Origin of the sequence: Streptomyces purpurogeneiscleroticus, assembly GCF_020024005.1 — a bacterium.
Classification (GTDB): Bacteria; Actinomycetota; Actinomycetes; order Streptomycetales; family Streptomycetaceae; genus Streptomyces; species Streptomyces purpurogeneiscleroticus.
Map to the genome: position 1 here is coordinate 1 of NZ_NHSG01000282.1, position 5,226 is coordinate 5,226.

Annotated in this window: 4 protein-coding genes and 1 pseudogene; all 5 read left to right on the forward strand. The window is 72.0% G+C overall.

Annotated elements, in window-relative coordinates; all coding sequences use genetic code 11:
• Window positions 1–2,037, forward strand: a 2,037-nt coding sequence (gene infB / locus CCS38_RS18115; protein WP_223734332.1) for a translation initiation factor IF-2, incomplete at its 5' end; no start/stop codon positions are given.
• Window positions 2,038–2,158: 121 nt separating this feature from the next.
• On the forward strand, window positions 2,159–2,455 hold the full coding sequence (locus CCS38_RS18120; protein ID WP_030266404.1) for a DUF503 domain-containing protein: 297 nt from the start codon (window positions 2,159–2,161) through the stop codon (window positions 2,453–2,455).
• Window positions 2,456–2,543: 88 nt separating this feature from the next.
• The gene (rbfA, locus tag CCS38_RS18125; protein ID WP_030266400.1) at window positions 2,544–2,996 is read left to right on the forward strand and encodes a 30S ribosome-binding factor RbfA; all 453 of its coding nucleotides are present in this window, start codon (window positions 2,544–2,546) and stop codon (window positions 2,994–2,996) included.
• Window positions 2,993–3,919, forward strand: a complete 927-nt coding sequence (truB, locus tag CCS38_RS18130; RefSeq protein WP_223734333.1) for a tRNA pseudouridine(55) synthase TruB — start codon at window positions 2,993–2,995, stop codon at window positions 3,917–3,919. Before rbfA ends, truB begins: the two co-directional genes overlap by 4 nt.
• Before the next feature lie 272 nt (window positions 3,920–4,191).
• Window positions 4,192–5,226, forward strand: a pseudogene (locus tag CCS38_RS18135) (hypothetical protein); the annotation flags it as partial.

Below are 5,226 nucleotides of genomic sequence, written 5' to 3' on the forward strand. Positions count from 1 at the left end.
GCCGGCCGTCCCGGTGGTGGCGGCGGCGCTCCCGGCCGTCCCGGTGGCGGCGGCTTCGGCGGCCGTCCCGGCTTCGGTGGCCGTCCCGGCGGTCCCGGTGGCCGTGGTGGCACGCAGGGCGCCTTCGGCCGTCCCGGCGGTCCCGCGCGTCGCGGTCGCAAGTCGAAGCGGCAGAGGCGTCAGGAGTACGAGGCCATGCAGGCCCCGTCGGTCGGCGGCATCATGCTGCCGCGCGGCAATGGTGCGACGGTTCGCCTGTCGCGCGGTGCCTCGCTGACGGACTTCGCGGAGAAGATCAACGCCAACCCGGCGTCCCTCGTCCAGGTCATGCTGAACCTGGGTGAGATGGTCACCGCGACCCAGTCCGTGTCCGACGAGACGCTGCAGCTGCTCGCCGACGAGATGAACTACGTCGTCGAGATCGTCAGCCCGGAGGAGGAGGACCGCGAGCTTCTCGAGTCCTTCGACATCGAGTTCGGCGAGAACGAGGGCGGCGAGGAGATGCTCGTCTCCCGTCCGCCGGTCGTGACCGTCATGGGTCACGTCGACCACGGTAAGACCCGACTGCTGGACGCGATCCGCAAGACGAACGTCATCGCGGGCGAGGCCGGCGGCATCACGCAGCACATCGGTGCGTACCAGGTCGCGACCGAGGTGAACGACGAAGAGCGTCGCCTCACCTTCATCGACACCCCGGGTCACGAGGCGTTCACCGCCATGCGTGCCCGTGGTGCGAAGTCGACCGACATCGCGATCCTCGTGGTGGCGGCCAACGACGGTGTCATGCCGCAGACGATCGAGGCGCTGAACCACGCCAAGGCGGCCGACGTGCCGATCGTGGTCGCGGTCAACAAGATCGACGTCGAGGGCGCCGACCCGACCAAGGTGCGCGGTCAGCTCACCGAGTTCGGTCTGGTGGCCGAGGAGTACGGCGGCGACACCATGTTCGTCGACATCTCCGCCAAGCAGGGCGAGAACATCGACAGCCTGCTGGAGGCCGTGGTCCTCACCGCGGACGCCTCGCTCGACCTGCGGGCCAACGCCGAGCAGGACGCGCAGGGTATTGCGATCGAGGCCCACCTCGACCGCGGCCGCGGCGCCGTGGCGACCGTCCTCGTCCAGCGAGGCACCCTGCGGGTCGGCGAGACGATGGTCGTCGGCGACGCGTACGGCCGAGTCCGCGCGATGCTCGACGACAAGGGCAACAACATCCAGGAAGCGGGTCCCTCGACCCCCGTCCTGGTGCTGGGTCTGACCAACGTGCCGGGCGCCGGCGACAACTTCCTGGTTGTCGACGAGGACCGCACGGCCCGTCAGATCGCCGAGAAGCGCGCGGCGCGCGAGCGCAACGCCGCCTTCGCCAAGCGCACCCGTCGCGTGTCCCTCGAGGACCTGGACAAGGTGCTCAAGGCCGGCGAGGTCCAGCAGCTCAACCTCATCATCAAGGGCGACGCGTCCGGTTCGGTCGAGGCCCTGGAGAGCTCGCTGCTCCAGCTCGACGTGGGCGAGGAGGTCGACATCCGCGTGCTGCACCGCGGCGTGGGTGCGGTCACCGAGTCCGACATCAACCTGGCGTCCGGCTCCGACGCGATCGTCATCGGCTTCAACGTCCGCGCCGAAGGCCGCGCGACGCAGATGGCCGAGCGCGAGGGCGTCGACGTCCGGTACTACTCGGTCATCTACCAGGCGATCGAGGAGATCGAGGCGGCCCTGAAGGGCATGCTGAAGCCGGAGTACGAGGAGGTCGAGCTCGGCACGGCGGAGATCCGCGAGGTCTTCAAGTCGTCCAAGCTGGGCAACATCGCGGGTGTCCTCATCCGGTCCGGCGAGGTCAAGCGCAACACCAAGGCGCGCCTGGTCCGCGACGGCAAGGTCATCGCGGAGAACCTCAACATCGAGGGTCTGCGCCGCTTCAAGGACGACGTCACCGAGATCCGCGAAGGGTTCGAGGGCGGTATCAACCTCGGCAACTTCAACGACATCAAGGTCGACGACGTCATCGCGACGTACGAGATGCGCGAGAAGCCGCGCGGCTGATCGCAACTCGCACACCGGGGCCGGTCGTCGGATGGAAATCCGTCGATCGGCCCCGGCCGTTCCGTGTACGGTTCCAGTGACCCGTACACCTCACGCCCCCCGGGTGGCTTACCCGTACTGCATGTACGTAGGGACACTGTCCTTCGACCTCCTCCTCGGCGACGTACGGTCGCTGAAGGAGAAGCGCTCCGTCGTCCGCCCGATCGTCGCCGAACTGCACCGCAAGTACGCGGTCAGCGTGGCGGAGGTCGGCGAACAGGACCTCTACCGCCGGGTCACGATCGGCCTGGCGGCGGTCTCCGGCGACGCGGGGCACCTCACAGACGTACTGGACCGCTGCGAGCGACTGGTCGCCGCACGTCCCGAAGTGGAGCTGCTGTCGGTACGGCGGCGGTTCCACGGCGACCACGACGAGTGACGCGACGGCCTGCCGGGCGACCGGCCGGCCGTGCGGGCCGTCGGCGCCGCAAGCACCATGGTGGAAAGAAACTAGAAGGAGACGACCAGTGGCCGACAATGCGCGGGCGAAGAGGCTGGCGGACCTCATCCGGGAGGTGGTCGCCCAGAAGCTGCAGCGCGGTGTCAAGGACCCGCGGCTCGGCACGCACGTGACCATCACGGACACCCGGGTCACCGGCGACCTGCGGGAGGCAACGGTCTTCTACACGGTCTACGGCGACGACGAGGACCGGGCCAGCGCCGCGGCCGGACTGGAGAGCGCCAAGGGCATCCTGCGCTCCGAGGTCGGGCGTGCCGCGGGCACCAAGTTCACGCCGACCCTGACGTTCGTGGCGGACGCCCTCCCGGAGAACGCCCGGACCATCGAGGACCTGCTGGACAAGGCGCGGGCCTCCGACGCCAAGGTCCGCGAGGTGTCCTCGGGCGCCGACTACGCCGGTGAGGCCGACCCGTACCGCAAGCCGGGCGAGGACGACGACGAGGACAACGCCGCCGAATGAAGCAGAAGGTCAATGTGCCGGACGGCTTGGTCATCGTCGACAAGCCGGCCGGCTTCACCTCGCACGACGTCGTGGCGAAGATGCGCGGTATGGCGCGCACCCGCCGCATCGGGCACGCCGGCACGCTGGACCCGATGGCGACCGGCGTGCTCGTCCTCGGTGTCGAGCGCGCCACGAAGCTGCTCGGTCACCTCGCGCTGACGGAGAAGGAGTACGTCGGCACGGTCCGGCTCGGCCAGACCACCGTCACCGACGACGCCGAGGGCGAGATCACCGAGTCCAGGGGCGCGAAGGACGTCGCGCGGGACGCGATCCAGGCGGAGATCGACAAGCTGACGGGCGACATCATGCAGGTGCCGTCGAAGGTCAGTGCGATCAAGATCGACGGCAAGCGGTCGTACGCGCGGGTGCGCGGCGGCGAAGAGGTGGAGATCCCGGCCCGCCCGGTCACCGTCTCCTCCTTCGTGCTGCACTCCGTCCACGAGACCGAGGCCGACGACGGCACCCCCGTCACGGACCTGCTGATCTCCGTGGAGTGCTCCTCCGGTACGTACATCCGCGCGCTGGCCCGTGACATCGGCGCGGGTCTGGGCACCGGCGGCCACCTCACGGCGCTGCGCCGCACCCGCGTCGGCCCGTACAAGCTGGACAGGGCCCGCACGCTGGAGCAGCTGCAGGCGGCCGTGGACGAGCCCGAGGGCGGCGGCCTGCCGATCATGCCGATCGGCGAGGCGGCGGCCGCGGCGTTCCCGCGCTGGGACGTCACCGCGCAGCAGGCCAAGCTGCTCGGCAACGGCGCGCGCATTCCGATGCCGCTCTTCGACACGGACGGCGCGGTCGCCGCGTTCGCACCGGACGGCACGTTCCTCGCGCTGCTGGAGAACAAGGGCGGCAAGGCGAAGAGCCTGGCGGTCTTCGTCTGACGTCCCTGTGATGTGCCCTGTCCGCGTCCCGTGAGCCCGAGGCTCACGGGACGCGGTCGTATGCGGGACGTAGTCGTATGCGGGGCGGCGGCGTATTCACCCCATCGGCCGGGCGCTCGGAGCGAACCGCGGGCGTGGACGGGGGCGCGTTGGCCATGCGCCCTGTCCAGGACGATCACCGGCTGCCTACGGTCGAAATGACCCGGTACGCGCGTCGCCCGAGGTGAGCGGCGCGCGGAGCCGGATCTTCGGCGACGGCGGGAGGTACGGCGATGGTGGTCCAGGCGGCCGACGCGGCGGAGGCGCTGGTGCGCATCCGCGACCTGGCGGGGCGGCCGCGCGGCACGGGCTTCCTCGCCGACCTCGACGGCACCCTGCTGACCAGCCACGAAGCGGTCGACGGGCTGGCCCGCCTGGTCCTGCAGGGCGCGGCCGGACGGACCTGCGCGATCGGCGCGGACGCCGTCACCCCGCTCCCGGAGTCCGGCCTCGCCCTCGTCCGGACCACCGGCCTCGGCCTGCCGCCGCTCCCGGTCGCCGCGGGGCGCCCGGGGCCGGGGACGGAGGTACGGCTGTACGTGGACGGGGACCGGGACGGTGCGCCGGGGGACCCGGCCGGGGCGCCTGCGGAGCCGGCCGGCGTGCCGGTGGCGCGCGTCGTGGGGCGCGCCGCCGTCGTCTACACCGCGACCGACCGCCGCCACCACCTGCCCGACGCGGTCGAGCTGGCCGTGCCCGGACCGGCCGGCGAGGCCCTGCGGCTGGGCGGCCCGGCCGTCGGCGGGCTGGTGACCGACGCCGGAACGGGGGCCGTACTGGCCGTGGTGGGCACGGCACTGCACCGCGGGCGGCCGGCGGGGAGCACGGGGCTGCTGCCGTACGTGGAGGGGGAGGCCGTGCCGCGCGGGTTCGCGATTCCGCTGCACGCCGCGGCGGCGGCCGATCCGCGGGGGCCGCTCGCCGCGCTGCTGGCCCGTAACGCCGCGACCGTTCCCGCGTACGGCCCGGACCTCAACCTGGCCGGTCTGCTGGCCCTCACCACGACCGCCATGGGAACGGCGGGCGGCCCCGGTCTGTGGCGGGAGCCGGTCGAACGGCCCGATGTGGCGGAGGAGTTCACCGCGTTCGGGGCGTGTGCCGCGGTGGCCGATCCGGGGACCGGCGCGGTGGGCGCTTCAGTGGGTACTCCGGTGGGCGCCCCGGCGGCGCGGGTCCTCGCCCTCGTCGGCGACCCCGGCACCGGGCGCAGCACGGAGCTGGCCGCGCTCGCCGCTCGCCGCGCGCGGTCCGCCGCGCCCGCGCCGACC